Consider the following 24,542-nt stretch of genomic DNA (forward strand, 5'->3'; position numbering starts at 1 on the left):
CCGGAATCATGCCAAGTCAGGTCCCGGGGTGTCGGAACCGGCCTGGCCACGCCGTGACCCCGGACGGCCGACCGCGCCGAACACCCGGCGCATGGCGATGTCCTGCTCCATGACGCCGGCCAGCCGCCGCACACCCTCACGGATCCGCTCCGGCGGCGGGAAGGAGAAGTTGAGCCGCATGTGGCCGGTGCCGGTGCCGTCGGCGTAGAAGCCGGTGCCCGGCACGTACGCGACCCGGGCGGCGATGGCGCGCGGCATCATCGCCTTCGAGTCGAGCCCGTCGGGCAGCGTGGCCCACACGAAGAGACCACCGCCCGGACGGGTCCACGTCGTGCCGGCGGGCATCAGGTCCGCGAGGGCGTCGAGCATCGCGTCCCGGCGCTCGCGGTAGACCTCCCGGTAGACCTTGAGCTGCTCGCGCCACGGCATCGTGCCGAGGTACGTCGACACGGCCGCCTGCGCGTAGCCGCTGGGGCACAGGATCTGCGCCTCGCTCGCGATCACCAGCTTGTCGCGGACGGCGTGCGGCGCGAGGATCCAGCCCACCCGCAGCCCCGGGGCGAAGGTCTTGGAGAAGGTGCTCAGGTAGAAGACGCCCTCCCGGCGGCGGGCCCGCAGCGGCGCGGGCGCCTCACCCTCGAAGCCGAGTTGGCCGTACGGGTCGTCCTCCACCACCAGCAGGCCGGCGCGTTCGCAGATGTCGAGCACCCGCTCGCGCCGCTCCTCGGTCAGCGTCACGCCGGTCGGGTTCTGGTAGGTGGGGATGGTGTAGAGGAACTTCACCCGGCGTCCGGCCCGCGCCTGCTCGGCGATGGCCACCTCCAGCGCCTCCGGGATCAGCCCGTCGTCGTCCATGGCGACGTGCACGACCTGTGCCTGGGCGGCCTGGAACACCCCGAGTGCCCCGACGTACGTCGGCCCCTCGGCGAGCACCACGTCGCCCGGGTCGAGGAACAGCCGGGCGACCAGGTCCAGCGCCTGCTGCCCGCCGACGGTGACGACCACGTCCTCCGGGGAGGCGCCGCACGCCGCGTCGACGCCGGAGAGGGCCATCACCTCGCAGATGCGCTCCCGCAGCTCGAGGGTGCCCTGGCCGATGCCGTACTGGAGGGTGGTCACCCCGTGCTCGGTGCCGAGCCGGCCGAGCATGTCGCCGACCGCGTCCAGCGGCAGCGCGGCGATGTAGGGGGCACCGCCGGCGAGCGAGACCACCTCCGGCCGGCTGGCCACCGCGAAGAGCGCCCGGATCTCCGAGGCCGTCATGCCCCGGACCCGCCGGGCGTACCGGTCGGTGTAGTCGTCGAGCGTCGTGCCGGTCATGCCATCACCTCGATGCGTGCTCGGGTGCCTCCCCGCCCCGGGCGTACCCGGGACTCCGGCGACCATGGCGACTCGGGGCGCCGGATGCCGATCCTAGCCGCCGCCCACCAGGGCCGTCGCCGGCCGGACGGCCAGGTCCACATCCCGGACGGTCCGTCACTCCCCACGGTGACCGTTTGCGCGTCCCCTCCCGTGACGTTCGCCGGCGGCGTACGATCGCTCGTCGGGGGGCAGGGAAGGCGGCGGTGTCGTTCCGTGCCGGTCTCACCTCCGAGCCTAATGTGGGGATGCGCCAATGTCGCGACGTCTGGTCAGCTTGACCCTCGACACCCTGGAGGACCTGCCCCGCCCGTGCCGCCAGTGTGTCTACTGGGAGCTCGATCCGGTCTCTGCCGATCGGGCGTGCACCGCCGGGGACCCGGGCCTGGAGAAGGAGGCGTGGGTCTCCCAGACGCTGCTGGAGTGGGGCTCCTGCGGCAAGCTGGTGTACGTCGACGGCATGCCGGCCGGGTTCGTGATGTACGCGCCGCCCGCGTACGTGCCGCGCTCGATGGCCTTCCCCACGTCACCGGTCTCCGCCGACGCGGCGCTGCTCATGACGGCGAACGTGGTGCCCGCCTTCGCGGGTGGCGGGCTCGGCCGGATGCTCGTCCAGGGCGTCGCCCGGGACCTCACCAAGCGCGGCATCAAGGCGATCGAGGCGTTCGGCGACGCGAAGTTCGGTGATGCCGACGACGCGACGCGGGCCTGCGTGGCACCCGCCGACTTCTTCCTCTCGGTGGGCTTCAAGACGGTCCGCCCGCACCCGCGCTTCCCCCGCCTCCGGCTGGAGCTGCGCACGGCGCTGAGCTGGAAGTCCGACGTCGAGTACGCGTTGGAGAAGCTGCTGGGGTCGATGAGCCCGGAGACGCTGCTGCGGCCGGTCCGCCCCGCCCCGGCGACCCGCTCCACCGCCCGCTGACGGCCACCGGTCCGGTCAGTCGACGACGGTGCCGGCGGCCACCACCGCCCGTAGCTCGCTCACGTCGATCGACCCGGTCGGGACGTCCCGTTCGATCGGGTAGTACATCCGCTGCACGGCGGCGACGATCGCCTCCACCACCCGGTCCCGGAAGCGCGGATCGACCAGCCGGGCGCGGTCGGTGGGCGAGGTCAGGTACCCCACCTCGACGCGGACGGCCGGCATCCGGGTGAGCCGCAGCAGGTCCCACGCCTTGGCGTGGGTACGGCAGTCCCGCAGCCCGGTCCGCGCGACGATCTCCCGCTGCACGAGCCCGGCCAGCCGCTCCCCGGTCGCCGAGGTCACCCCGTTGTCGGTGCCGTAGTGGTACGTCGCCACGCCCTCGGCGGCCGGGTTGGCGTGCCCGTCGAGGTGCAGGGAGATGAAAACGTCCGCGCCGAGCGAGTTGGCCAGGTGGGCCCGGTCCACGTCGGGCAGGCTGTCCGGCAGCGCCGGACCTCGGGTGAGCTGCACCCGCACGCCGGCTGCCGCGAGCCGCCCTTCCAACCGGCTGGCGAGGTCGTGCACCAGGTCCGCCTCGGTCCAGCGCAGCGCGCCGTCGGGCACCACCACACCGGGGTCGGTGCCGCCGTGGCCGGGGTCGACGACGACGGTCCGCCCGATCAGGGCGGGTCCGGACTGCCGGATGGCGTCGGACTCGCGCAGCCACTGCGGCCGTCCGCCGACGACCTTGCGGCCGAGCCGGCGCAGCGCGTCCATGGTGTGCGGGCCGCAGGTGCCGTCGGGGGTCAGCCCGACCTCCCGCTGGAACTGGGCGACCGCCCGCGAGGTCCGTACGCCGTAGATGGCGTCCGCGCGGCCCACGTCGTACCCCATCTCCAGCAGCCGCTCCTGGAGGGACCGGACGTCCTCGCCGGTGAGCGGTTCGGGCACCGCGTGGTAGAGGGTGCGGGCGCCGAGTCGCCAGCGGGCGGCGTCCAGGGCCCGCCACGTCTCGGCGCCGACGCGACCGTCCACGCTGAGGCCGCGGGACTGCTGGAACGCCCGCACGGCCCGTTCGGTGTGTGCGTCGAACTCGTCGGCGTCGGGTGCCGAGGGCGAGAGCAGGTCGAGGGTGGCAAGCACGGTACGGATCTCCGTGACCGCTGGTCCACGGTCACCAGGTCGGATCGGACGCACGCTCGACCCCCTCTGCACGGACGCTGGCTGGCCGGGCGGCCCTGAGAGGCGGTCCGGGAACCCCGCAGCGGCTGCGGCGGGCCCAGGCGGCGACCCGCGGTGTCGGAGGTCGGTCCGGACCCGGCACCGGTGTCGGGGCAGACCTCCGAGCCGCCGGATCGCCGGCTGGCCTACACCTCGCTCGCCCGGGCGTTTCCCGACCGCCTCTGGCTTGAGGTTATGCGCTCGCCGCGCCCGAGGTGTGCGGGCCGGGAAAAAGACGCCGACCCCGCACCCGGGTACTGCCGGGTGCGGGGTCGGCGGCGTCAGCGCAGGTCAGAGTGCCGATTGGATGAGCTTGACCAGCTCGCCCTTCGGCTTGGCGCCGGCGATGGACTGCACCGGCTCGCCGTTCTTGAACACGGTGAGGGTCGGCACCGACATGACGCGGTAGGTGCGGGCGGTCTCCGGGTTCTCGTCGATGTTGAGCTTGACGATGGTGACCTGGTCACCCATCTCGCCGGCGATCTCTTCGAGCAGCGGCGACACCTTCCGGCACGGGCCGCACCACTCGGCCCAGAAGTCCACCAGAACCGGCTTGTCGGACTTCAGCACGTCGGTGGCGAAACTGGCGTCGGTGACCGACTTGGTTGCTCCCACTACGACCCTCCTCGCGATTGTTTCGGTTGTTCAGCCCTGGATCGTGGCGATGAAGCGCTCGGCGTCCAGGGCGGCGGCGCAGCCCGTGCCGGCGGCGGTGATCGCCTGCCGGTAGGTGTGGTCGACCAGGTCACCGGCGGCGAACACGCCCGGGATGTTGGTCCGGGTGCTGGGTGCCTCGACCTTCACGTACCCCTCGCCGTCCAGGTCCACCTGCCCGCGGAAGAGTTCGCTGCGGGGGTCGTGGCCGATGGCCACGAAGACGCCGGTCACGTCGAGCACCTTGGTCTCACCGGTGTGCACGTTGCGGAGGCGGACACCGGAGACCTTGCCGTCGGCGCCCAGGATCTCCTCGACGACCGAGTTCCACTCGACCTTGATCTTGTCGTTGCCCAGCGCGCGCTGCGCCATGATCTTGCTGGCGCGGAACGTGTCGCGGCGGTGGATGATCGTCACCGACTCGGCGAACCGGGTCAGGAAGCTGGCCTCCTCCATCGCCGAGTCACCGCCGCCCACCACCACGATGTGCTGGTTGCGGAAGAAGAAGCCGTCACAGGTGGCGCAGGAGGAGACGCCGTGGCCGAGGTACTCCTGCTCGCCGGGCACGCCCAGCGGGCGCCAGGCGGAGCCGGTGGCGAGGATGATGGCTCGGGCCCGGTAGGCGGTCTCGCCCACCCACACGGTGCTGACCGCGTCCGAGCCGACCTCGCCGGTGTCCTTGAGCTCCACGCGGGTGACGTCGTCGGTCAGGAACTCCGCGCCGAACCGCTCGGCCTGCTTGCGCATGCTGTCCATCAGCTCGGGGCCCAGGATGCCGTCGGCGAAGCCGGGAAAGTTCTCCACCTCGGTGGTCGTCATCAGCGCACCACCGGACTGAACGCCCTCGATGACCAGCGGGTTGAGGTTGGCACGCGCGGCGTAGACCGCCGCCGTGTAGCCGGCCGGCCCGGAGCCGATGATGATCAGGTTGCGGACCTCGTCCACTGCCGTCTCCCGATTGTGTGTGTTCGCCCCGGCGCGCACCGATGCCGATCCGGTGCCGGCGACCTCAGCCGGTACCGGCAGCTGATGTGCAGAACGTCATCGTACGAACCGGGGATTCCCGAGCCGGTCATCCGGTGGGTCACGTCACGTCGCCGGACGAAACCCTACGACCGTGGTTTCACCCTACCCGCGCACGGTAGCGGGCGTCCGAGGCGGACCCGGGCACGCCACATTCCGGCCCGCTCACCCAGGCCCAGCGGGCTCCGGCCGCGTCGGTGAACCGGACCACCAGCGCGGGACGGCCCTGGAAACGCGCGTAGTCGACGAGGTCGACCACGAGCGGCCCGTTCCGGTGCTCGGTGCCGATCTCGATGAGGCAGGCGGTGAGCGCCGCAGGGTCCTCGAGTCGGTCGAGCCCGATGGGCCCGGCCACCCGGCCACCCTCCGAGTTCGTGGCCGGCTCCGACGCCGAACCCGGGCTCGAGAACTGTTGCGCCCGCACCGAGGCGGGCAGCGCGCCCAGCCCCTCCGGGGTGTAGTCCGCGCCGGTCCGCAGGGGCGGGCCCGCCGTACGGAACGGCTGGGCGGCGGCCGGTGCCGCCTCGTCGCGGGCCGTGCCGGTGACCGCGCTGTCGTCGCCGTTCCGGCTCCCGAGCTGGTCGAGGCCGAGCAGCCCGGCGGCGGTCACCGCCACCGCGGCGAGCGCGACCGGGGCGCCGACCCGCGCCCAGCGCCGGCGCCGCCGGCCCGGCCCGGTCGTGGCGGGCACCCCCGATCGGGGTACGCCGCCGGGGCGCCGCGAACCGCCGTGCGGCTGGCTCGGCACGACCGGAGCGGCGTGTCCGGCACCGGACGGCGCGGCCTCGGTCGCCAGCGCAGCGGCGATCCGGTCGGTGACGTCGGCGGGCATCGCCTCGGCCGCACCCCCCCAGGCCAGCAGGTCGGCACGCACCTCCGCGACCGCCGGGGCGAGCCGGGCGTACGCCTCGGCCCAGGCCGGATCTCCCTCGACCAGCCACGCCACGGTCACCTCGTCCGGGGTGCCGTCCAACGCCCCGCCGAGGTAGTCGGCGAGCAGGTCGTGGTCGACCTCCCGGAACCCCCCGGTCGTCACGTGTCCTCCTGGTTGGTGTCGCGCCGGGATCGCCCCGACCCAGATCGGACGCCCCCGGTCGCCTCCGGGTTCCCCCGGGTGACGGCCGGCACGTTCCCGCCGGACGGAACCGGGTCGCCGGCCGGCGCGGAACCGCTGCCCGGCGCGGGGCGGAGATGGCCGAGGATCGTCGCCAGGCGGGCCCGCCCACGGGCGCACCGGCTCTTCACCGTCCCCTCGGCCACCCCGAGGATGCGGGCGACCTCGGCGACCGGGTAGCCCTGAACGTCGACGAGGATCAGCGCCGCGCGCTGCTCGACCGGCAGGGTCGCCAGCGCCTGCCGTACCACCAGGGCGGTGTCGTGGTCCGGTGCGGGAGCGGCGGGCTCGACACCCCCGGTCGCCCCCTCGGTGTCGTGGACACCGTCGGGCAGCGGCACCGTCGGATGCGCCTGCCGACGCCGGATGCGGTCCAGGCAGGCGTTGACCACGATCCGGTGGAGCCAGGTGGTCACCGCCGAGTCGCCCCGGAACCGGGCGGCGGCGCGGTGGGCGGAGAGCAGCGCGTCCTGGAGGGCGTCGGCCGCCTCCTCCCGGTCGCCGAGCGTGCGCAACGCGACCGCCCAGAGGCGGTCCCGGTGCCGGTGGAACAGCTCGGCGAAGGCGTCCCGGTCGCCCGCGACGTGCGCGTGCAGCAGGTCGACGTCGGAGGGGGTCGGGGCGGGCGTCGTGCCTCCGTCGCCCGCCGGCCGTCCCGCCGTCCCGCGTGCCTCCATCACCACGTCCGGCGGAGGCGGTGCCCGATGCGCGCCCGCCGGCTCACGACCCCTGGACCGTGATCTCCTGGACACCGACCTTGTAACCGCCTTCGCTCGGCGGCAGCTCGGTGAGCCAGAACAGCAGGTAGCGGTACTTCGCGTTCGGGTCGAAGGCGTTGAAGGTCATGGTGGTGTCAGCGTTCTCCAACGGCGCGCCGATCGCCTTCTTGGCGTACTCCACGAAGAGCGCGTCGTCGCCCGACTTGGACGAGGGGTGGTTGTTGGTGCCGGCGAACAGTTGGGCGGACGCACCCCGGGCCGACAGCTGCACCTGCAACGACTTCACGTTGCGGGGCTCACCGAGGTCGAGCCAGACGCCCATGCCGCGCTTCAGGTTGCCGAAGTTGGGACGGCCCCGGTAGGTCTGGGTCTCCCAGCCCTCTTCCGGGTTGCCGTCGAAGACCTTCTCGGCCTCGCGGACCTCCGCGCGGTTCCCGTCCGGGTCGATGATCTTCGCGTCGCGGATGGTGAGCGGGCCGGCGGCCACGGGGGCCGGGCTCGCCTCCCCGCCCGGTGCGCCGGCGGTGGGGGCGCTGGCGGCGCCGGATCGCTGATCCCGGTTGTCACCGCCACCCAGCGCGCTGATGCCCACCAGCAGGCCCACCAGGGCGACGGCGAGCAGGCCGGCGATGCCGATGGCCACCTTGCGTCCGCCCGCCACGGCCAGCGGGGACGGCTCGTCCCCGGTCTCGGCGGCGAAGCGCAGCGGGCCGGTGTTGTCCAGGAAGTGCTCGTCGGCCGGGACGTCCAGCCGGGCCAGCTCCGCCGCGAGCACATCCGACGGCGGGGGCGCGATCTCGGCGTCCAGCAGGTCCATCGTGAGGTCGTCCAGGTACGCCGGGACGCCGGCCCGGACCTGGCGCGGTGCGGCGATGGCGTCACCGGCGTCGCGGACGGCATCCGGGATCGCGGCGCGACCGTGGCCGGCGGTGGCCCCGCGCAGCGGGACCTCGGTGTGCGGCCAGTGGCCGGTGAGGGCGAAGTAGAGGACACCGCCGACCGCCCGGACGTCGCTTCCCTGGCTGTCGTCCCCGTCCGTGCGCGCGTCGGCGAGGACCACCCGGTCGTCGTCACTGATCATGACGGTGCCGGGGTGGACGTTGCCGTGCACCATGCCGGTGGCGTGCACGGCGGCGAGGGCGCTGGCCACGGCGTTGCCGATGGCGGTGGCGCGGGCGGGATCCAGCGGCTCCTCGGTGACCATCTCGCGCAGCGACTGCCCGTCGACCCACTCGCGGACCACGTACGCCCGCTCGCCCTCGTCGATCGCGTCGTAGACGCCGACGAGGTTGGGGTGGATGACGCGGCTGGCCGCGACGGCGGCCTGGAGCATCTCGGTGGCGGAGTCGCCACCCGGGTAGCGCAGCACCACCGCGACGGGACGGCGCAGCACGACGTCGACCCCGCGCCAGACCAGACGGCCCGCGCTGTCGTTGTTGATGTGCTCGACGAGTTCGTACCGCTCGGCGAGGACCTCACCGGCCGTCGGAGCACCGAAGGTCATGACCGGCGGAGCGCTCTCGTCCGCCTCCTGACCCTCGCCGACCTGGGTCACCCGTCCTCCCTCGGTGATCGTGTCGATCGATGGACCCGTGCTGCTGGGCATTGTGGCTTCCGCTCTGCTTCCAGGAACCGGCCGACCGGTGTCGGCGTGATCGCCGGCGCCTGCCGTACCCGTCAAGAGCGACCTTACCCGTGATGGCCCGCTCCCCGACATGTCATCTTCCCGCCGCACCGTTCGAGACTGGCCGGTGGACGGGGACTCGTCCGGTTACGACCGATGTCAGCCACGTTGCTGGCACATGTACTAGCCAATCTAGAGGTTGACCGCAAGTAGTCGCCGAAGGGGCCGGACCTGGAGTGGCGGCCGTGTCGACGCTGATCGGAGTTCCCCCGTCACTCGCCGCCATGCTCAGCCGTCCGGCTGGTTATCCACAGGCTGATCCGGTCACTGAGCGGTGAATCACAGAGTTATCCACAGCCGCATCCCCAGGCTGGTGATCCTCGTTCACTCAGCGTGCGGTCCATCCGCTGACCGCCCGGGCCCCGGGAAACCGTCGGGCGGAGACGCTCAGCGACCGAGCCGGCGCCGGACCATGCCGACCACCTCGGTGATCTCGCCGATCCGGAGCAGCATCGCGAGCCCGAGGTAGGTGGCCCCGATGACCGCGCCGCCGACCACCAGTTGCACGATCGCCTCGAAGCGCGTGGGCGTGTCGTCGCCGGGGAGCAGGGCCACCACGAGCAGGCCGACGAGCGCCGCGCCGATGGCGGCGACCGACACGCGGCCCAGCGTGTTCAGGATGGCGCCGAGCCCGATCCGGCCGACGCGGGGACGGAGCAGCCAGGCCGAGGCGACGGCGGCGGCCAGGTAGGACACGGCGTTGCCGATCATCATCCCGGACGCGGCGAAACTGGCCGAGAAGGCTACGAAGAGGCCGATCTGCACCAGCGCCCGCAGCACGACGACCGGGATGTTGACCAGCGCCGGGGTACGCGTGTCCGGCAGGGCGTAGAACGCGAACGTGAACAACTGACTGACCGCGAACGGCACCAGCGCGACGGCGGCGTACACCAGGACCGGGGCGGTGGCCTTGGCGCTCTCGGCGTCGAAGGCGCCGTACCGGAAGAGGGTGAAGGCGATCGGCGTGGCCAGCACCGCGTAGCACACGGCGATCGGCGCGAGCACCGCCGACACGGTGCGGGTCCCGCGGGACAGGTCGGCGGCCAGGTCGCCGTGCCGGCCGTCGGCGGCGGCAGCGCTCATTCGCGGCATCAGGGCGGTGATGATCGAGACGGCGATGATCCCGTGCGCCATCATCAGCAGCAGGAACACGTTGTTGTAGATCAGTGGCCCGGCCGCGGTGCCGCTGGTGCGACTGAGCAGGTTGAACACGACGATCAACCCGACCTGGCTGACCGCGACGTAGCAGAACATCCAGCCGCCGAGGCGGGCGAGCTCACCCAGGCCGAGTGCGCCGAAGTCGAACCGGAACCGCCACCGGAAGCCCACCTTGCGCAGCGCGGGGAGCAGACCCGCCGCCTGCACCGCCACACCGAGCAGCGTGCCGCCGCCGATCAGCAGGATGCGGCCCGGGGTCATGTCGTCGGGTGCCAGGCTGTCCGTGGTGAAGATCGCGATGTAGAGGCCGGCGGTGACGATCACCACGATGTTGTTGAGGATCGGGGCCCACATCGGGGCCGCGAAGTGGCCACGAGTGTTGAGCACCGCGCTGATCAGCGCGCTGAGACCGGTGAAGAAGATCATCGGCAGCATCAGGCGGGCCCAGGTGGTGACCAGGTCGCGGTAGTCCTGGCTCGACTGGTCGCTCGCGTAAAGCCAGGTCAGGACCGGCGCGAGGGCGACTGCGAGCACGGCCGCCGCGCCGAGGGCCAGCACCGCGAGGGTCATCAGCCGCTGGGTGTACGCCTGACCACCGTCCGCGTCGAACTTCCTCCGCCGGACCAGCACCGGGATCAGGACGCTGGTGAGGATCCCCCCGAGCAGGAACTCGTAGACCATGCCGGGGAGGATCTGCGCGGTGGTGTACGCGTCACCGACCGCTGAGCCGAGCGCCGCGGTGATCGCCAGGGTGCGGAGGAAACCTGTACCCCGGCTCACCAGGCTGCCGATGGCCATCACCGCGCTGTTCGCCGCGGCGCTGGTCTCCGCGACCACCTCCTGCGGCGGCGCGGCGGCCTCGACGCCGGGCTGGTTCAGCGGTTCGGCGGAGATGAAGGTGGCGTCGTCGCCCGGCGGCCGGCCGCCGCCACCCTGCGCGTTCGCGCTGCGGTAGAGCCGGCCGCTCATCGTTGTCGCCTCCAGGGGTACGTCGGCTCACGCCGGGCTTCGCCACAGACCCTAGTCAACCGTCCGTCGTTACCCGCGCCCGGCGGACCGGATGCCGACCCGGCCCGATAGGCTGGCCATCCCATGTCCGACGCCGCCTCCGCACCGTACGCCGACCGCCGCGAACTCACCGCCGCGCAGCGCAACGCCGTCGCCGAACTTCTCCGGGTCTCCCCGGTCGCCGACGAGCTGGGCCGCCGGTTCGCGAAGGCCGGTCGCGAGCTGCACCTGGTGGGCGGCTCGGTCCGGGACGCCCTCCTCGGCCGGCTCGGCAACGACCTCGACTTCTGCACCGACGCGCTTCCGGACGAGACGCTGCGCATCGTGCGGGGCTGGGCCGAGTCCATCTGGGAGACCGGTCGGGAGTTCGGCACGATCGGCGTGCAGCGCGACGGCCTGCTGCTGGAGATCACCACCTACCGCGCCGAGGTGTACGACCAGGTCAGCCGGAACCCGGTGGTGCAGTACGGCACCAGCCTCACCGAGGATCTGAAGCGCCGGGACTTCACCATCAACGCGATGGCGGTGAGCCTGCCCGACCACCGGTTCACCGACCCGTACGGCGGGTTGGACGATCTCGCCGCGAAGATCGTCCGTACGCCGGCGTCGCCGGAGGAGTCGTTCCGCGACGATCCGCTGCGGATGCTGCGGGCGGCCCGGTTCGCCGCGCAGCTGCGGTTCGCCGTGCACCCGGACGTGCGTGGGGCGATGACCCGGATGGCCGCCGATCTGGACCGGATCACCGCCGAGCGGATCCGGGACGAGTTCACCAAGCTGCTCTGCGGCGTCGACCCGGTCACCGGCCTCCGGCTGCTGGTGGACACCGGCCTGGCCGAGCGCTTCCTGCCCGAGCTGACCGGGTTGAAGCTGGAGATCGACGAGCACGCCCAGCACAAGGACGTTTACGAGCACACGTTGACCGTGGTGAGCAACGCCGTCTCGCACGAGGACGACGGCTGCGACTTCATCCTGCGGATGGCCGCGCTTCTGCACGACATCGGCAAGCCGGCCACGAAGGCGGTCGGCCCGGACGGCCGGGTCAGCTTCCACCACCACGAGGTCGTGGGGGCCCGGCTGACGAAGGCCCGGATGAAGGCCATGCGCTACCCCAAGGACGTGACCGCCAAGGTCACCGCGCTGGTCGCGCTGCACCTGCGCTTCTACGGGTACGGGCGCGGCGAGTGGACCGACTCGGCGGTGCGCCGGTACGTCGCCGACGCCGGGGACCTGCTGCCCCGGCTGCACAAGTTGACCCGCTCCGACTGCACCACGCGTAACCGGCGTAAGGCCGCGCAGCTCGCCGCCGACTACGACGCGCTGGAGGAGCGGATCGCCCGGATCGCGGCCGAGGAGGACCTGGCCCGGGTCCGTCCGGACCTGGACGGGAACGCGATCATGGAGCTGCTCGGCGTGCCGCCCGGGCCGGTCGTCGGGCGGGCCTGGAAGCATCTCAAGGATCTGCGGCTGGAGCGCGGCCCGCTGGAGCGGGACGAGGCCGAGGCCGAGCTGTTGCGCTGGGCCCGCGAGCAGGGCGTCGTCGAGTAGGCCGGGGCGCCACCGGCAGGGCGGCACCCCGGCTCCCAGGGGTCAGCGGGTCTCGGTGCTCTCGACGGCCGGCTTGCCGTTCGGCTCCGAGCGGGTCGACGTGGCCAGCCGGGCCAGCAGACCGGGCAGGTCGATGCCGGTGAGGTCGCTGCCGAGCTGGAGGCCCTGCGCGACGTTCCCGGCGACCGACTTCGTGAGCGACGACGCGCCGTCGGTCGAGATGACGGTCATCTTGTCGATCGCGCCGATCGGCGCGCTGGCCGCCTCGACGACCTGCGGCAGCACCTTGACCAGCAGGTCCAGGACGGCTGCCTCCCCGTACGCGGCGAACGCCTCCGCCTTGCGGGCCATCGCGTCGGCGTCGGCCTGCCCACGGGCCAGGATGGCCGCGGCCTCGGCCTGCCCCTCCCGCTCGACCGCCTCGGCGATCGCGGAGCGCCGGCGCTGCTCGGCCTCACCTTCCTTGGCGCCCTCGATCGCGTTCGCCTCGGCGAGTGCGGCCCGCCGGGCCCGCTCGCCCTCACCGGTGAGCCGCGCCTGCTCGGCGGCGGCCTGGGCGGCGGCGATGACGGCCTGGCGCTGCGCGTCGGCGTGGAGCACGGCGGCGTTGCGGGCGGCCTCGGCCTCCTGCTCGACCTTGTACCGGGCGGCGTCGGCCGGCTTGCGTACCTCGGTGTCGAGCTGCCGCTGCTTGAGCTCGGCGTTGCGCTCGGCCACCTTCTGCTGTTCGGAGAGGATCGCCTGGTCCCGCTCGGCCTGCGCGAGCGGCCCGGCCGCCGCCGACTTCGCCTTCGCGGCGTCGATCTCGGCCTGGATGGCGGCCTGCTTGAGGGCCAGGTTCCGGTTGGCCTCGGCGATCGCCTCCTCGGCGAGCAGCCGCTCCTGCTCGGCCTGCTGCCGGGCCCGGGCCTCGGCGATCGCCGCGTCCTTGAGCACCCGGGCGGCCTCGGGCCGACCCAGGTCCTGCAGGTACGACCCCTCGGCCAGGATGTCCTGGAGTTGGAACGTGTCGAGCACGAGACCCTGGTTGGTCATCGAGTGCTCGGCCTCCTCCGCCACCGCGCTGGCGAACGCCGCCCGGTCCCGGATGACCTCCTCGATGGTGAGCCGGCCGACGATCGACCGCAGCGCGCCGGCCAGCACCTCCCGGGTGAAGTTGTCGATCTCGTCCTGCTGGTGCAGGAAGCGCTGGGCGGCGGCCCGGATCGAGTCCTCGGTGCCACCGACCTTGACGATCGCCACGCCGTGCAGGTCGGCGCGGATGCCCTGCTTGCTCACCGCGCCCCGGATGCCGACGTCGATCCGGCGGCTGGACAGGTCGAGCGACTGGAGCTTCTGCACCACCGGCAGGACGAAGACCGAGGCGCCGAGCACCACCTTCTGCCCGGACATGTCGGTCGACCGGCCGCCGTCGGCGGTCTGGGTGGTGCGGCCCTTGCGGCCGGTGACGATGAAGGCCTCGTTGGGCCCGGCGACCTTGATCCGGGAGAGCACGAAGAGCACGAGGACGAGGAGGAGGACCGCGGCGCCGGCTATGGCGATGACGAGAGGCATGGGTGGGCCTTTCTGGCGTGGGTGGATCGCGGCGCGTCGATCGGGCTCGAACGCGCCGGTGGGGCTTCGACGCGTCAGTAGGTCTCGACGTGCACGCTGGTGTCGCTGAGTGCCTCGACCACGAAGATCTGGACACCGGCCCGGATCGGCCGATCGGCACGGGCGTTGAACTTCACCGGCGTGCCGGCGACGCGGACGCGGACCTCGCCGTACCCGTCGGCGGGTACCGGCGTGACGACCAGGCCGAGCGCGCCGACCAGGTGGGCGCGGGTGGGCGTGGGATCGGTGGGCATGTCGCGGGCCGCCCGCCCCAGGCGGGACGCGACCCACGCGGTGGGCACGGCCGCGAGGACGCCGCCGGCCACCGCCAGCGCCACCGTGCCGGGGGTACGCGCGCCGAGCAGCTCGTTGACGATGGCGCCGCCGAAGCCGAACGCGCCGGCGAACCCGGCGACCGTCTCGGTCGACACCGGCCCGTCGAAGTCCGGCTGACCGAAGTGGAGCAGCTCGCCGCCGAGCAGCGCGAGCGCCAGCACCGCGACGCCGACGGCGCCGACGATGAGGAAGATCAATGTCCCCGTGGCCACGTCCCGCACGGTATCGACGCCCCGCAACGTCGACCTCCTTCCGGTGGCCGGCGGGCACCACCGGAAGGACCATGCCGAGCTGACCGCCGGTCAGCGGGGCGCCAGCACGAGGACCATGCCCAGTCCGATCGCCGCCGGCAGGGACTGCCGGGCGAGTTCCCGCCCGTCCAGGTCGGCCAGCACCATCTCCTCTGTCCGCCGGTCCCGGTACAGCAGGTGGTCGTCGGCGCCCCAGGCAGCGTCCGCGTCCGGCGCCGCTCCGATCACCCGTCCCGTGGCCACCTCGACGATCTGCGGCCCCTGCCGGCCCGTCACCACGACCTGCCGTCCGTCCGGCGACCACGACCAGGGGCCGGCGGGGTCACCCTTGACGGGCACGAGCCGGGTGGGCCGACCGTCGTCGGGGGAGAAGAACTGCACGCCCCGGCGGGCGTGCGGCTCCGACTCGGAGCGGGGTGCGGTGGGATCGGTCTGCTGGAGCGCGACCTCTTGGCCGTCCCGGGTCCAGGTGAAGAAGCACTGGTCGGTGCAGAGGAACTCGTCGGCGTCGACCGGAAAGGTCCGCCATGTGCCGGTGGAGCCGAGCACGCCGAGGGAGAGGGCTCCGGTGGCCTTGTCCATGACGGTCAGGGCCAGCCGACGCCCGTCGGGTGACCAGTGCGGCGTCCTGATGTGACCGCCGGTGCGCACCCAGCGGACCTCGCCGCTCGCCAGGTCGAGCAGCCCCAGCTCGGTCCGCCGGTCGTGGTCCACCACGGCGGCGACGCCACCGAGCGGTGCGGCCCAGACCTCGTCGTACCGTTCCGAACCGACGTACCGGCCTCGGGTGCGGTCCAGGGCGTAGCCTCGTTCGCCATGGTCACCGGTCGACTCGCCGGGCGAGGTTGCGCCGACCAGCAGCCAGCCGCCGGGAAGCGTGACGGGACTACCCGTCCAGTCGCCGGTGGGTGCCGGCACGACGGAGGCGGCGGACTCCGCCGGGACGGACGGTGGTCCCCAGGCGGCCGGCCCGGGCGGAGGGGTGGACGGGCGAAGCCACACGAAGGGAGCGGCCAGGGCGACCAGCGCCGCCAGCGCGCCGCCGGCCGCGGCCGCCTGCCGCCGGCGCCGCAGCCACCGGCCCCGGGCCCGAGCCCGCCCGGCAAGGTCGGGCACCGTACGGGCCTCGTCCGCGAGATCCCGGACAGCGGTACGCAGCGCCTGCTCGGCCGGTCCGTTCATCGCACCTCCTCGGTGAGGTGCCCGTCGAGGGCGGGCACGAGTTGCCGCAGCCGGGCCAGCGCCTTCGACGACTGGCTGGCCACCGTGCCGATTCGGCAGCCGAGCAGCTCGGCCGTCTGCTCGACGCTCAGGTCCTCCAGGTAGCGCAGGGTCAGCACCGCGCGCTGGCGGGGCGGCAGCGCCAGCAGCGCGTTCCGCAGGAGCAGCCGCAGGTCGACGTCGTGCCCGTGGTCACCGGCGCCGGCGCGCTCGGGCAGGACGGCGACCGGGACCTCGGGGCGGCGGGAGCGGTGCCGCCAGCCGGACACCTGGTCGTGGTAGAGGATCCGGCGCACGTACGGCTCGGCGTCGCCCCGGATCCGGGGCCAGCGGGCGTACGCCTTCGCGAGGGCGTTCTGCAGCAGGTCCTCCGCGCCGTGCTGGTTCCCGGCGAGGGCGTACGCGACCCGCAGCAGTACGTCGCCGCGCTCGTTGACGAACGCGGTGAACTCCCCGTCGATGCCTCCGGACACCCGCCACCTCCGATACTCCGACGCCGGTGGCCGGCCGAAGTTTGCCCACCGCCGCAATCTAGCTGTTGACAAGATTGGCGCCGAAGGCGCATCTTTACATTGACTAGATGGAGGTGTGCCATGTCCTCGGCGACCCTGACCACCGCCGGCATCCTGCTGCTCACCGTCGTGACCATCGCGTACGGCGGCCTGACCCTGCTCATGCATCTTGCCGGGCGCAAGGCCGGCTACCTGGACAACCCGGTGCGCCGGGGCCTCTGGACCGCCGGGCACGCGCACGCCGGGGTGCTGGTCCTCTTCGCGCTCGTCGCGTTGCCGTACATCGACCAGGCCGACGCCTCGGACGGCACCCGCACGCTGATCCGTACGCTCTTCGTCGCCGCGCCGATCCTCATGCCGCTCGGCTTCTTCCTCTCGGTGGTCCGGCCCGGCGACACGCGGCCCAACAGGCTGATCTGGCTCACCGTCGCCGGTGGGGCGAGCCTCGTCGCGGGCACCCTCCTGCTGGGCGTGAACCTCCTCTGAGGCCGGGTGTCGTACCGGCGGGGACAATGGGTGGATGCGCTGGACCGTCCTCGACTCGCCGATCGGGGAGTTCTCCGTGGCCACCGATGGGTCGGCCGTGTGCGGGACGCACTTCGGCCGGGTGGCCGCAGCCGGCACCGACCCGGGCGACGAGCCGGCCGGGCAGGCCCTCGCGGAGCTACGGGCCTACTTCGCCGGCGAGCTGACGGCGTTCACGGTGCCGGTGCGGATCCCTCGTGGCTCGGAGTTCGAGCGGGCGGTGTGGCGGGAGATGACCGGAATTCCGTACGGGGGGACGCTCACCTACGGCGAGGTGGCCCGGCGGCTCGGCGATCCGTCCGCGGCGCGGGCGGTCGGGGTGGCGTGCAACCGCAACCCGATCCCGGTCATCGTTCCCTGCCACCGGATCGTGGGGGCCGGCGGAAAGCTGGTCGGCTTCGGCGGCGGGCTCGACCGCAAGGTCAAGCTCCTCGAACTGGAGGCGGGCGTCGCGCTCCGCCACGCCTGGTCGGGGTGAGCTGGCGCCCGCACTCTCGCCGTACCTCCGGTAACGCGAAGCTGGGCGACAGACGGCGAGGGCCGGGTCCGCGCGGACCCGGCCCTCGCCGTTTGGTGCGTGTCTCAGCGCGTCAGCGCTCGACCTCGCCGGCGATGAACGCCTCGACGGCGGCGTGCGCGTCGTGGTCGGCGTACTGCACCGGCGGGGATTTCATGAAGTAGGAGGACGCCGACAGGATCGGGCCGCCGATCTTCCGGTCCAGCGCGATCTTCGCGGCGCGGACCGCGTCGATGATGACGCCGGCCGAGTTCGGCGAGTCCCACACCTCGAGCTTCAGCTCGGCGTTCAGCGGGGTGTCGCCGAAGGAGCGGCCCTCCAGGCGGATGTACGCCCACTTGCGGTCGTCCAGCCACGGCACGTGGTCCGACGGGCCGATGTGCACGTCGCTCTTGCTCATCTCGTGCGGGATCTGGGACGTCACCGACTGGGTCTTCGAGATCTTCTTCGAGACCAGGCGGTTGCGCTCCAGCATGTTCATGAAGTCCATGTTGCCGCCGAAGTTGAGCTGGTACGTGCGCAGCAGCTCGACACCACGGTCCTCGAAGAGCTTGGCCAGGGCGCGGTGCACGATCGTGGCGCCGACCTGGCTCTTGATGTCGTCGCCGACGATGGGCAGGCCCGCGTCCTCGAACTTCTTCGCCCACTCCGGGTCGGAGGCGATGAAGACCGGCAGGGCGTTGACGAACGCGCAACCGGCGTCGATCGCGGCCTGGGCGTAGAACTTGTCGGCCTGCTCGGAGCCCACCGGCAGGTAGGAGACGACCACGTCGACCTGGGCGTCGCGCAGCGCCTGGGCCACGTCGACCGGCTCGACGTCCGACTCCTCGATGATCTCGCGGTAGTACTGGCCGAGACCGTCGAAGGTCGGGCCGCGCTGCACGGTCACACCGGTCGGCGGCACGTCACACAGCTTGATGGTGTTGTTCTCGCTGGCGACGATCGCCTCGGCGAGGTCCATGCCCACCTTCTTGGCGTCCACGTCGAACGCCGCGACGAACTTCACGTCGGAGACGTGGTAGTCGCCGAAGGTGACGTGCATGAGACCCGGGACGCGGTCGTTCGGGTCGGCGTTCCGGTAGTACTCCACGCCCTGTACGAGGGACGAGGCGCAGTTCCCCACACCGACGATGGCGACGCGGACGGAGCCCATAGCGTCTGCCTCCTTCTTCTTCATCACGGCCGCTCTTTCCTGGACTCTCCAGGCGGAGGCGGGCTGTTGTCTTCTCGTCGGCCGCCGGCCGTCCCGGTGCCCGGGACCGTCGGGGCACGGCCGGAGCGCTCGTTGGCGATGAGCTCCTCCAGCCAGCGGACCTCACGCTCACAGGCCTCCAGGCCGTGGCGTTGCAGCTCCAGGGTGTACGCGTCGAGGCGCTCGGCGGCACGGCCGAGCACGTCGCGGAGCCCTTCGCGACGCTCCTCGATCTTGCGTCGGCGACCCTCCAGGATGCGCAGTCGGGTCGCCTGATCGGTCCGGGCAAAGAACGCGAAGTGCACGCCGAAGCCCGTGTCGTCGTACGTCTCGGGCCCGGCCTGTGCGATGAGTTGGGCGAAGCGTTCCTTGCCCTCCGCGGTGATTTTGTAGACCACCCGACCTCGTCGGCTGGTCAGCGCGGGAACCTCCTCGGCAGTCGCGGGTGTCTCGGCGGCTTCGGTGATCCAGCCCGCCGCCTGCAACCGGCGCAGGGTCGGGTAGAGCGAGCCGTAGCTGATCGCCGCCCGGATGGCACCGAGTTTCGCGGTCAGCTCCTTGCGCAGCTCGTAGCCGTGCATCGGAGCTTCCTGCAGCAGGCCGAGGATGGCGAATTCGAGCATCGGCCATCCTCCCTTTACCCTGTGCACGAAGTGCTAACCGCGGCGATGTATCGGACCGATACATCGCACGCTAGCGGATCACCATGGCCAGGGCAAACCCCCGTTCCGGGATGCTGTGGTCACGCATCGTCACGGCGGTCGCCCAGCCGCGCCGGACCGCGTACCCTTCTCCGCATGCGTTCGCAGCGCCAGGTCGTCGACTACTCGCTCCAGAAGCGGGCGGTGCTGCGTGAGCTCCTGGCCGGGCGGGTCGGCACGTACGACGTCTGCGACGCCTCGCCGTACCTGAAGAACGCGGCCCGGTTCCACGGTGAACCGACCGACGAACGGTGCCCGATCTGCCGGAGCGAGAATCTGACCCACGTCCACTACATTTACGGGGACGAACTCAAGCAGTCCGCCGGACAGGCCCGCACACTGGCGGAGTTGCCCGTGCTGGCGATGACGCTGCGTGAGTTCCAGGTCTTCGTGGTGGAGGTGTGCCTCGGCTGTGACTGGAACCATCTCGTCGAGCAGTACCTGCTCGGCCGGGACGGGTTGGCCGAGGGCGGGCCGGAGCAGGGCACGGTGGGCGGCGCGGCCGCCCCGACCGGGCGACGGAGGCGAGAGGCGCAACAGTGATACCAGCTCGATCGGCTGACTCGGGCCAGCGCGTGCACGCCCGGGACGACCGACGGCTCGTTGGTCTGATTGGCCCGAATGATTCACAAGTGACACCGGCCGCGGGGCGCGAGACAGCCCGGGTGGCGGGTGTCCCATCTCACGGCAAACCGGTGGTGGCGCAGCCGCGCTCCACCGCGACCGGCAGGGTGTGAGGAATGAACTCGTACGGCGATCCCAGTTCCCCGCACGGGCGGGCCCGGATTCCGGGCCAGCACGGCGACCACGGGCAGGCCGACGACGCGTACCGCCTCTCGGGCGGGGAGGCGCGCGGCAGGTCGGCCGCACCGGACGGTTCGACATCCGCGGGTCGCGCCTCGGTGTCCCCCCGCGGCGCCGCCTCCGGCGGCCGGGCCTCCGTCGGCGGGTCGGCGTCCGTGCCCCCGCGCGGTGCCTCCGGTTCGGCCTCGGTCGGCCGGGGCGGTCGTGCCTCGGTTCCCGTGTCGCCGGCACCCGGTCGCGTGCCGGTGTCGCCGGCTCCCGGTCGCGCGTCGGTGCCGGTCTCCCCGGCGCCGGGCGGGTCGGCCGGGCGGGCAACCGTCGGTGCCGCCGCGGTGGGTGCCGCGTCCGTCGGTGCCGGGTCCGCGGGGCGGGCCCGGGTCGGGTCGGCGGCGGTCGGTGGTCGCGCCTCGGTGGCGCGGGCCAGCGTCTCGCCGGTCTCCGGCGGGCCCGGTGGGCCGGGCGGTCCCGGCGGTCCGGGTGGCCCCGGTGGGCCGGGTGGCCCCGGTGGGCCGGGCGGGTTCGGGCGCGGCGGTCGCGATCCGGACGCCATCGCCCGGGCGAAGAAGCGGAAACGGGCGAACCTGCTGATCGCCGCGTTCGCGGTGTTCATCATGCTGGCCGGGCTGGGCGTGGTCGGCTTCACCTACTACTCCACCAACGTGGTGCTCCCCCAGGACACCACGCCGCCGCAGGCGACCGAGCTGTACGCGTTCGACAACAAGACGATGATCGCGAAGCTCGGCACCGAGAACCGCACGCTGGTCACCATCAAGGACATCCCGCAGCACGTGCAGGATGCCGTCGCCGCCGCCGAGGACCGCAACTTCTACAAGCACTCGGGCGTCGACTACAAGGGCATCGCCCGCGCCGCGTGGAACAACTTCACCGGCGGTGACAAGCAGGGCGCCTCGACGATCACCCAGCAGTACGCCCGCAACGCCTACGACCACCTCAAGGACGACACGTACGCCCGTAAGGTGAAGGAGGCGATCCTCGCCTCGAAGCTGACCGAGCGCTACGACAAGCCGACGATCATGCAGCACTACCTGAACGTGATCTACTTCGGCCGGGGCGCGTACGGCATCGAGGCCGCGGCGAAGACGTACTTCGGCAAGTCGGCCAACAAACTCACGGTGGCGGAGGGCGCGGTGCTCGCGGCCCTCATCAAGCAGCCGGTGGCCAGCGAGACGCACAAGGGGTACGACCCGGCGGTCAACCCGGTAGAGGCCAAGCAGCGCTGGAACTACGTCATTCAGGGCATGGTCGCGGAGGGCTGGCTGAATGCTGCCGGACGGCAGCCGGCACCCACCGAGGCGGAGTACCCCAAGAATTGCCCGGCGAAGGGAACCGCCCCAGCCGGATGCATCAGGGACCCGAAGAAGGTCGGCGCCGGGCTGGATTACGGCATCAACACGCCGTACGGCAACGTGATCAACTACGTCAAGACCGAGATGCGCGACAAGGGTGTCTGCGTCGACCGCGAGGAGGACGTCACCGCCAGCAAGCCGACCTGCTCCGACGCCCTGATGTCCGGCGGCTACCGGATCCGGACGACCATCGACACCAAGATCCAGACCGCGGCGGTGGAGACGGCGCAGCGCAAGAGCAAGGGCTCGGAGCTCGCTGACCAACCGGACAACCTGATGGCGGCGGTGGTCTCCATCGAGCCGAGCACCGGCCGGGTCCGCGCGTACTACGGCGGCGACAACGGCACGGGCACCGACTACGCCGGCAAGAACGTCGACAGCAAGGGGAACATCATCGGCGGTCACCCGCCGGGTTCCAGCTTCAAGATCTACACTCTGGCGGCGGCGCTGGAGAACCAGAAGTCCCTGGAGTCGCGCTGGAAGGGCCGGGCGTTCACCCCGGAGGGCACCAAGTTCAAGGTCAGCAACGCGGGCACCGACAACCCGACCTGCGGCAATTCCTGCACGCTGCGCGAGTCGACCCTGAAGTCGCTGAACGTGCCGTTCTACCACGTCAGCACGGACATCGGTCCGGACAAGATCGTCGACGTGGCCAAGCGGGCCGGCATCACCACCATGTGGAACACCAACCCGGCCGAGCCCATCGACCTGACCAAGAAGAAGGCGGAGGACGTCGCCCCGGCGCCGTTCTTCCACGTGGTCGCCTACGGCCAGTACCCGGTCACCGTGCTGGACCACGCCAACGGCGTGGCGACCTTCGCCAACGGTGGCCAGTACGTCAAGGCGCACTTCCTCCACTCCGTGTTCAAGCGGAACCAGCAGACCGGCAAGATGGAGAAGATCGCCGACGAGGGCAGCGTCAAGGGCAAGCAGGTCATTTCGAAGGACGTCGTGGCCGACGTCACCGACGTGCTGAAGGAATACCCGGGCCGGATCAACCACCGGCTGGAGGGCGGCCGGCAGGCGGCCGCCAAGACCGGCACCTGGGAGCTCAAGCCCGGCACCACGGCGAACGGCGACGCGTGGACGATCGGCTACACCCCGCAACTCGCCACCGCCGTCTGGGTCGGCAACGTCGGCAACCGCAAGGCCCTCAAGTTGCGGGGTGGCGGCAATGTGTCGGGTGCCAATCTCCCCGGTGAGATCTGGGAGAAGTTCATGGAGCGGGCGCTCGAGGGCAAGGAGAAGCTGGAGTTCCCGCCGGCGGCCAAGGTCGGTGACCCGGACTCCGGCAACGGTGAGGCGCCGCCTCCGCCGCCCCCGACGCAGCAGCCGAATTGCGGGCCGTTCGAACTGTTCTGCCCGCCGGGTGGCGACAACAACGGCGGAAACAACGGTGGCGGCAACAACGGCGGGCAGAACCCGAACGAGCCGCCGCCACCGGACGGTGACCGGGACGGCGTCCTGCCGACCCTGACACCACGGCGGGACTGACCGACGCAACGCCGCCGGTGACCGGAGCGACGCTCCGCTCACCGGCGGCTTCGTCGTCCGGGGGGGGGGGGGGCACGACATGTCGTCGCCGGGCGGGACGCGGACCCCCGGCGTACGGCAGGATGCACGGTCATGAGCAAGCAGTCGACGCGCGGAATCGACGACGCCGGTGCCCCGGACCACCCGTCCCGCTCCGACGGGTTCGTCCGCGGTGTCTCCGGCCTGATCGGCGGCCCCCTCGGCGACCACGCCGCCGCGCTGGACCGCCCGGTCGGCCGCGAGCGTCACTTCTGGACGGCCGCGCGGATCGTCCTGGCCCTGGTGTGCCTCACGCTCGCCCTGCACTGGGTGCAGAAGTCGCCCTGCCAGGACGGCGCCTGGACGAACAACGTCCAGTACACCCGCTTCTGCTACACCGACGTGCTGGCGCTCTACTACGCGGAGGGGCTCAACGAGGGCAAGGTGCCCTACCGCGACCACCCGGTCGAGTACCCGGTCCTGACCGGCTACTTCATGGGCGCGCTCGGCCTGCCGGTGCACGCCCTCGGCGTCGACGACCCCGGCCTCAACCAGGGCATGTGGTTCTACAACGCGAACGTCCTGGTGCTGGGCGCGCTGGCGGTGGCCACGGCGGCCGCGCTCCTCGCGTTGCGCCGCCGCCGTCCCTGGGACGTGGCGCTCTTCGCGCTCGCGCCCGCGCTGCTGCTCACCGCCACCGTCAACTGGGACTTCCTCGCCATCGGTCTCGCCGCCTTCGGCCTGCTCGCCTGGGCCCGCCGCCGGCCGGTCCTGGCGGGTCTGCTGCTCGGTCTGGGGGGTGCGGCGAAACTCTGGCCACTGTTCCTGTTCTGGCCCATCCTGTTGCTGGCGATCCGGGCCAGCCGGCTCCGGGCCGCCCTGGCCGCGATCGGGGCGGGCGCCGCCGCGCTGCTCGTGGTGAACCTGCCCACCGCCCTGCTCTACCCGACTAACTGGGCGCGGTTCCTCGAACTCAACACCGAACGGCCGATCGACTGGGGCACCCTCTGGTACATCGGCCGCTACCTCGACGGGAAGGTCGGCAGGGGCGGCGGGCTCGGGCCGTTCGAGTGGCTGAACGCCAACGTCCCCGTGCTCAACAACCTGTCGTACGCGCTGTTCATCCTGGCCTGCGTCGGGGTGGCCGTCCTGGTGCTGGTGGCGCCACGCCGGCCGCGCCTCGCCCAGCTCGCCTTCCTGGTGGTCGCCGCGTTCCTCATCTTCAGCAAGGTGTGGTCGCAGCAGTTCGTGCTCTGGCTGCTGCCGCTCGCGGTGCTCGCCCGGCCGAAGTGGGGCGCGTTCCTCGCCTGGCAGCTCGCCGAGGTCGCCTACTTCGCGGCCTTCTACGGGGAACTGCTCGGCACGTCGACCGGGCGGCCGGTCTTCCCCGAGGGTGTTTTCGTGCTGGCCGCGACGCTGCGCCTGACGACCGTGGTGATCCTGTGCGCGCTGATCGTTCGGGAGATCCTCCGGCCCGAGCTGGACGCGGTGCGCGGCACGTACGTCGACGACCCGGACGGCGGCGTCGTCGACGGCACACCCGACGCGCCCTGGCTGCGAAGACGACCCTCGCGGAAGACGCTCGACCCGGCCCCCGAGCCGGCCACGACCTGACCCGGGCG

Annotated in this window: 21 protein-coding genes; 7 read left to right on the forward strand and 14 right to left on the reverse strand. The window is 72.1% G+C overall.

Going from position 1 to position 24,542, the window contains the following annotated elements; all coding sequences use genetic code 11:
* Positions 1 to 6: 6 nt before the first annotated feature.
* Positions 7 to 1,320, reverse strand: a complete 1,314-nt coding sequence (locus AB0873_RS10210) for a PLP-dependent aminotransferase family protein (protein ID WP_155329610.1) — start codon at positions 1,318 to 1,320, stop codon at positions 7 to 9.
* A 295-nt stretch (positions 1,321 to 1,615) separates the two neighbouring features.
* Between AB0873_RS10210 and AB0873_RS10215 the strand changes: the two genes are divergently transcribed.
* A complete protein-coding gene (locus AB0873_RS10215) occupies positions 1,616 to 2,281 on the forward strand; it encodes a GNAT family N-acetyltransferase (RefSeq protein WP_366599354.1) in 666 nt (221 codons plus the stop codon).
* A 15-nt stretch (positions 2,282 to 2,296) separates the two neighbouring features.
* On the opposite strand, the gene AB0873_RS10220 is transcribed toward AB0873_RS10215, so the two are convergent.
* The 7 genes from AB0873_RS10220 to murJ form a co-directional block, all read right to left on the reverse strand.
* Positions 2,297 to 3,460, reverse strand: a complete 1,164-nt coding sequence (locus AB0873_RS10220; protein WP_155329612.1) for an N-acetylmuramoyl-L-alanine amidase — start codon at positions 3,458 to 3,460, stop codon at positions 2,297 to 2,299.
* Between the two features lie 315 nt (positions 3,461 to 3,775).
* A complete protein-coding gene (trxA, locus tag AB0873_RS10225) occupies positions 3,776 to 4,099 on the reverse strand; it encodes a thioredoxin (protein ID WP_155329613.1) in 324 nt (107 codons plus the stop codon).
* Between the two features lie 30 nt (positions 4,100 to 4,129).
* Positions 4,130 to 5,083, reverse strand: coding sequence for a thioredoxin-disulfide reductase (gene trxB / locus AB0873_RS10230; RefSeq protein ID WP_366599355.1), 954 nt, complete (start codon positions 5,081 to 5,083; stop codon positions 4,130 to 4,132).
* 178 nt (positions 5,084 to 5,261) lie between these two features.
* Positions 5,262 to 6,197: a hypothetical protein gene (locus AB0873_RS10235; protein WP_366599356.1), complete on the reverse strand. Its 936-nt coding sequence runs from the start codon at positions 6,195 to 6,197 to the stop codon at positions 5,262 to 5,264.
* Positions 6,194 to 6,952, reverse strand: a complete 759-nt coding sequence (sigM, locus tag AB0873_RS10240; protein WP_366599357.1) for an RNA polymerase sigma factor SigM — start codon at positions 6,950 to 6,952, stop codon at positions 6,194 to 6,196. The genes AB0873_RS10235 and sigM overlap by 4 nt, the downstream gene beginning before the upstream one ends.
* A gap of 43 nt (positions 6,953 to 6,995) precedes the next feature.
* Positions 6,996 to 8,600 (reverse strand): protein kinase family protein, encoded by a 1,605-nt coding sequence (locus AB0873_RS10245; protein WP_366599359.1) that lies wholly within the window; start codon positions 8,598 to 8,600, stop codon positions 6,996 to 6,998.
* A gap of 465 nt (positions 8,601 to 9,065) precedes the next feature.
* Complete coding sequence (gene murJ / locus AB0873_RS10250; RefSeq protein ID WP_366599360.1) at positions 9,066 to 10,805, reverse strand: murein biosynthesis integral membrane protein MurJ; 1,740 nt, start codon at positions 10,803 to 10,805, stop codon at positions 9,066 to 9,068.
* Positions 10,806 to 10,928: 123 nt separating this feature from the next.
* Here murJ and AB0873_RS10255 point away from each other — a divergent pair, with 123 nt between their 5' ends.
* The gene (locus AB0873_RS10255; protein ID WP_366599361.1) at positions 10,929 to 12,389 is read left to right on the forward strand and encodes a CCA tRNA nucleotidyltransferase; all 1,461 of its coding nucleotides are present in this window, start codon (positions 10,929 to 10,931) and stop codon (positions 12,387 to 12,389) included.
* 42 nt (positions 12,390 to 12,431) lie between these two features.
* Here AB0873_RS10255 and AB0873_RS10260 read toward each other — a convergent pair whose 3' ends face one another.
* The 4 genes from AB0873_RS10260 to AB0873_RS10275 form a co-directional block, all read right to left on the reverse strand.
* Entirely contained in the window at positions 12,432 to 13,943 is a 1,512-nt protein-coding gene (locus AB0873_RS10260) for an SPFH domain-containing protein (protein WP_366599362.1), read from the reverse strand.
* Between the two features lie 74 nt (positions 13,944 to 14,017).
* Entirely contained in the window at positions 14,018 to 14,539 is a 522-nt protein-coding gene (locus tag AB0873_RS10265) for a hypothetical protein (protein WP_366599531.1), read from the reverse strand.
* An 81-nt stretch (positions 14,540 to 14,620) separates the two neighbouring features.
* On the reverse strand, positions 14,621 to 15,751 hold the full coding sequence (locus tag AB0873_RS10270) for a hypothetical protein (protein WP_366599363.1): 1,131 nt from the start codon (positions 15,749 to 15,751) through the stop codon (positions 14,621 to 14,623).
* Positions 15,748 to 16,263 (reverse strand): SigE family RNA polymerase sigma factor, encoded by a 516-nt coding sequence (locus AB0873_RS10275; RefSeq protein WP_366599364.1) that lies wholly within the window; start codon positions 16,261 to 16,263, stop codon positions 15,748 to 15,750. The genes AB0873_RS10270 and AB0873_RS10275 overlap by 4 nt, the downstream gene beginning before the upstream one ends.
* Positions 16,264 to 16,383: 120 nt before the next feature.
* Between AB0873_RS10275 and AB0873_RS10280 the strand changes: the two genes are divergently transcribed.
* Positions 16,384 to 16,788 (forward strand): hypothetical protein, encoded by a 405-nt coding sequence (locus AB0873_RS10280; RefSeq protein ID WP_366599365.1) that lies wholly within the window; start codon positions 16,384 to 16,386, stop codon positions 16,786 to 16,788.
* A gap of 34 nt (positions 16,789 to 16,822) precedes the next feature.
* On the forward strand, positions 16,823 to 17,305 hold the full coding sequence (locus AB0873_RS10285; RefSeq protein ID WP_155329624.1) for a methylated-DNA--[protein]-cysteine S-methyltransferase: 483 nt from the start codon (positions 16,823 to 16,825) through the stop codon (positions 17,303 to 17,305).
* A gap of 112 nt (positions 17,306 to 17,417) precedes the next feature.
* Here AB0873_RS10285 and AB0873_RS10290 read toward each other — a convergent pair whose 3' ends face one another.
* Both AB0873_RS10290 and AB0873_RS10295 read right to left on the reverse strand, forming a co-directional pair.
* Positions 17,418 to 18,497, reverse strand: coding sequence for an inositol-3-phosphate synthase (locus AB0873_RS10290; protein WP_366599366.1), 1,080 nt, complete (start codon positions 18,495 to 18,497; stop codon positions 17,418 to 17,420).
* A 23-nt stretch (positions 18,498 to 18,520) separates the two neighbouring features.
* Positions 18,521 to 19,159, reverse strand: a complete 639-nt coding sequence (locus tag AB0873_RS10295) for a PadR family transcriptional regulator (protein ID WP_155329626.1) — start codon at positions 19,157 to 19,159, stop codon at positions 18,521 to 18,523.
* Between the two features lie 174 nt (positions 19,160 to 19,333).
* On the opposite strand from AB0873_RS10295, the gene AB0873_RS10300 reads away from it, so the two are divergent.
* The 3 genes from AB0873_RS10300 to AB0873_RS10310 all read left to right on the forward strand — a co-directional run bounded on the left by AB0873_RS10300 (position 19,334) and on the right by AB0873_RS10310 (position 24,534).
* Entirely contained in the window at positions 19,334 to 19,780 is a 447-nt protein-coding gene (locus AB0873_RS10300; RefSeq protein WP_155329627.1) for a DUF5318 domain-containing protein, read from the forward strand.
* A gap of 197 nt (positions 19,781 to 19,977) precedes the next feature.
* On the forward strand, positions 19,978 to 22,902 hold the full coding sequence (locus tag AB0873_RS10305; RefSeq protein ID WP_366599367.1) for a transglycosylase domain-containing protein: 2,925 nt from the start codon (positions 19,978 to 19,980) through the stop codon (positions 22,900 to 22,902).
* A 132-nt stretch (positions 22,903 to 23,034) separates the two neighbouring features.
* Positions 23,035 to 24,534 carry a glycosyltransferase 87 family protein gene (locus AB0873_RS10310; protein WP_366599368.1) on the forward strand — a complete coding sequence of 500 codons (1,500 nt, stop codon included), beginning with the start codon at positions 23,035 to 23,037 and terminating at the stop codon, positions 24,532 to 24,534.
* Positions 24,535 to 24,542: the final 8 nt, after the last annotated feature.

Origin of the sequence: Micromonospora sp. NPDC047707, from assembly GCF_040704235.1 — a bacterium.
Taxonomy (GTDB): domain Bacteria; phylum Actinomycetota; class Actinomycetes; order Mycobacteriales; family Micromonosporaceae; genus Micromonospora.

What these genes read in the sequence shown, in the direction of transcription:
- AB0873_RS10260 (WP_366599362.1), bottom strand. Translation starts at nt 13,943, where the DNA reads ATGCCTCTCGTCATCGCCATAGCCGGCGCCGCGGTCCTCCTCCTCGTC.
- murJ (WP_366599360.1), bottom strand. Translation starts at nt 10,805, where the DNA reads ATGAGCGGCCGGCTCTACCGCAGCGCGAACGCGCAGGGTGGCGGCGGC.
- AB0873_RS10305 (WP_366599367.1), top strand. Translation starts at nt 19,978, where the DNA reads ATGAACTCGTACGGCGATCCCAGTTCCCCGCACGGGCGGGCCCGGATT.
- AB0873_RS10295 (WP_155329626.1), bottom strand. Translation starts at nt 19,159, where the DNA reads ATGCTCGAATTCGCCATCCTCGGCCTGCTGCAGGAAGCTCCGATGCAC.
- AB0873_RS10245 (WP_366599359.1), bottom strand. Translation starts at nt 8,600, where the DNA reads ATGCCCAGCAGCACGGGTCCATCGATCGACACGATCACCGAGGGAGGA.
- AB0873_RS10210 (WP_155329610.1), bottom strand. Translation starts at nt 1,320, where the DNA reads ATGACCGGCACGACGCTCGACGACTACACCGACCGGTACGCCCGGCGG.
- sigM (WP_366599357.1), bottom strand. Translation starts at nt 6,952, where the DNA reads ATGGAGGCACGCGGGACGGCGGGACGGCCGGCGGGCGACGGAGGCACG.
- AB0873_RS10290 (WP_366599366.1), bottom strand. Translation starts at nt 18,497, where the DNA reads ATGGGCTCCGTCCGCGTCGCCATCGTCGGTGTGGGGAACTGCGCCTCG.
- AB0873_RS10280 (WP_366599365.1), top strand. Translation starts at nt 16,384, where the DNA reads ATGTCCTCGGCGACCCTGACCACCGCCGGCATCCTGCTGCTCACCGTC.
- AB0873_RS10215 (WP_366599354.1), top strand. Translation starts at nt 1,616, where the DNA reads ATGTCGCGACGTCTGGTCAGCTTGACCCTCGACACCCTGGAGGACCTG.
- AB0873_RS10285 (WP_155329624.1), top strand. Translation starts at nt 16,823, where the DNA reads ATGCGCTGGACCGTCCTCGACTCGCCGATCGGGGAGTTCTCCGTGGCC.
- AB0873_RS10255 (WP_366599361.1), top strand. Translation starts at nt 10,929, where the DNA reads ATGTCCGACGCCGCCTCCGCACCGTACGCCGACCGCCGCGAACTCACC.
- AB0873_RS10270 (WP_366599363.1), bottom strand. Translation starts at nt 15,751, where the DNA reads ATGAACGGACCGGCCGAGCAGGCGCTGCGTACCGCTGTCCGGGATCTC.
- AB0873_RS10310 (WP_366599368.1), top strand. Translation starts at nt 23,035, where the DNA reads ATGAGCAAGCAGTCGACGCGCGGAATCGACGACGCCGGTGCCCCGGAC.
- AB0873_RS10300 (WP_155329627.1), top strand. Translation starts at nt 19,334, where the DNA reads ATGCGTTCGCAGCGCCAGGTCGTCGACTACTCGCTCCAGAAGCGGGCG.